2 protein-coding genes and 1 pseudogene are annotated in these 2,407 nt (G+C 69.0%); all 3 read left to right on the forward strand.

Annotated elements, in window-relative coordinates; genetic code table 11:
• Window positions 1-94: 94 nt before the first annotated feature.
• Window positions 95-1,270 carry a D-alanyl-D-alanine carboxypeptidase family protein gene (locus AX685_RS07440; RefSeq protein ID WP_066487112.1) on the forward strand — a complete coding sequence of 392 codons (1,176 nt, stop codon included), beginning with the start codon at window positions 95-97 and terminating at the stop codon, window positions 1,268-1,270.
• Window positions 1,267-1,896 (forward strand): dTMP kinase, encoded by a 630-nt coding sequence (gene tmk / locus AX685_RS07445; protein ID WP_066487114.1) that lies wholly within the window; start codon window positions 1,267-1,269, stop codon window positions 1,894-1,896. Before AX685_RS07440 ends, tmk begins: the two co-directional genes overlap by 4 nt.
• A pseudogene (locus AX685_RS07450) lies at window positions 1,893-2,407 on the forward strand (DNA polymerase III subunit delta'); the annotation flags it as partial. The gene tmk and the pseudogene AX685_RS07450, both read left to right, overlap by 4 nt.

Consider the following 2,407-nt stretch of genomic DNA (forward strand, 5'->3'; position numbering starts at 1 on the left):
TACGTGACGCGGCGGTTTCGCGCGGCTATGGCGACGCCGCGATCCTTCGTGATCGATAAGCTCCGTTCCGACGACGCCCGACAGGGAAACATACATGACCAAGTTGCTGACCGCCCTCGCGCTTCCCGCCGCCGTCCTGGCGGTGGCCTATCCCGTGGCCGCTGCCGCGCCGCAGTTCGACACGCCGGCGCCGGTAGCGTTCATGGAAGACCTGTCGTCCGGGGCGATCCTGTACGCAAAGGATGCCGACCGGCGGATGCCGCCCGCCTCGATGGCGAAGATGATGACCGTCTACACCGCATTCGAGATGATCAAGGCGGGCGACCTGAAGCTGGATGCCGAGTTTGAGGTCCGGCCGGAGACGTGGCAGAAATGGCATGGCCCGTCCGCGGGTTCGACGATGTTCCTGTCGTCGGGTGAGCGGGTGTCGGTCGCGAACCTGCTGTACGGCATCGTCACGCTGTCCGGCAACGATGCCTGCGTCGTGCTGGCTGAAGGGATTTCGGGGACGGAGCAGGCGTTCGTCGAGCGGATGAACGAGAATGCGAAGAAGCTGGGCCTGACCAACAGCCATTTCGGCACGTCGAACGGCTGGCCGGACGGCGGCGTCACCTATGTCACCGCGCGCGATCTGGCGAAGCTGGCGGCGGGGACGATCGAACAGCATCCCAAGCTGTACAAGCAATTCTATTCGCGGCGCGATTTTACCTGGGGCAAGACGCTGGGCGGCGGCCAGGCGATCACCCAGGCCAATCGCGACCCGCTGCTGGGCCGCGTTGCCGGTGCCGACGGGCTGAAGACGGGCCATACCGAGGAGGCCGGCTACGGCTTCACCGGGTCGGCGGAACAGAATGGACGCCGGCTGGTGATGGTGCTGGCGGGGCTGACCAGCTTCAATCAGCGTGCTGCCGAATCGGTACGGTTCATGGAATGGGGCTTTCGCGCATGGCAGTCGCGCCCGGTGGTAAAGGCCGGCCGCACCGTCGGCACCGCCGATGTCCAGATGGGCAGCGCCAGCGAAGTGAAGCTGGTGGCGCCCAAGGATCTGAAGGTCACCGTGCCCAGCGGGACGCGCCCGCAGCTGGCGGGCAAGATCGTCTATGACGGGCCGATCAAGGCACCGATCAAGCAGGGCGCGCATATCGCCGACCTGGTGGTGTCGGCGCCGGGGCTGCCCGAGCAGAAGGTGCCGCTGGTCGCTGGCGAGGACGTGGGCGAGGCCGGTTTCTTCGGTCGCGCCTGGGCCGGGCTGACGGGCCTGTTCGGATGACCGAGGGACGCTTCCTCAGCCTGGAGGGCGGGGAAGGGGCCGGCAAGTCGACGCAGGCGCGCGCGTTGGCGGATGCGTTGGCGGCGCGCGGCGTCCATGCCGTCATCACCCGCGAACCGGGCGGCAGCGCGGGCGCGGAGGCCATCCGGACGCTGTTGATGGAGGGCGAGGCGACGCGGTGGAGCGCGCATAGCGAGGCGTTACTGTTCGCCGCCGCGCGCGCCGACCATGTCGAAAAGGTCATCCGTCCGGCGATGGGTGCCGGCAATTGGGTGATTTGCGACCGTTTCATCGATTCGACGCGCGCCTATCAGGGCGTGGCCGGTGGGCTGGAGGATGCCGCGATCCTGGCGCTGCACGCCTTCGGATCGCGCGGGCTGCTGCCCGACCGCACCTTCCTGCTGGCGCTGCCGCCGGAGGAAGGTGCGGCGCGGGCGGCGACGCGCGACGGCGCCGCCGCCGATCGCTTCGCCGCACGAGGTGAGGATTTCCATGTCGCGGTCGCCGGCGCCTTCGACGGGTTCGCCGCGCATGAGCCGCAGCGCTTCCGGCGGATCGACGCGACCCGCCCGGCTGAGGCGGTGACGGCGGCGATCCTCGCCGATCTGGCGGACTGGCTGCCGTGACCGCCCTGCGCGGACAGGATGCCGCGATCGAGGCTTTCCTGTCCGCCAGCGCGGGCGGGGCGATCCATCATGCCTGGTTGCTGGCCGGACCGCAGGGCATCGGCAAGGCGACGTTCGCGCGTGCCGTCGCGCTGCGCCTGCTGGCGGAGGGCATGACGCCGGGCGCGTTGCCGCCGGGGCTGGATGTCCCTGCATCGCATCAGGCTGCGCATTTGTTCGCCGCGGGGACGCACCCCGATTATCGCGAGCTGCGCCGCCTGCCCAAGAAGGATAGCGGCAAAAGCGGCGCGGACGAGGAACTGGCACGCAGCATCACCATCGATCAGGTGCGCGCCCTCGGCCCGTTTCTGGGAACCGCGCCGTCGATGTCGCCGCGACGCGTGATCGTAATGGATGCAGCCGACGATCTGGAGCGCCCCGGCGCATCCAACGCTCTGCTCAAGAACCTGGAGGAGCCGCCGGCGGGCACGGTGTTCCTGCTGGTCAGCCATGCGCCGGGGCGCTCCAGATC

Source organism: Sphingomonas sp. CCH9-F2, assembly GCF_001556735.1.
GTDB lineage: Bacteria > Pseudomonadota > Alphaproteobacteria > Sphingomonadales > Sphingomonadaceae > Sphingomonas > Sphingomonas ginsenosidimutans.

Coding starts and splice junctions, on each gene's coding strand:
- tmk (WP_066487114.1), top strand. CDS start 1,267: ATGACCGAGGGACGCTTCCTCAGCCTGGAGGGCGGGGAAGGGGCCGGC.
- AX685_RS07440 (WP_066487112.1), top strand. CDS start 95: ATGACCAAGTTGCTGACCGCCCTCGCGCTTCCCGCCGCCGTCCTGGCG.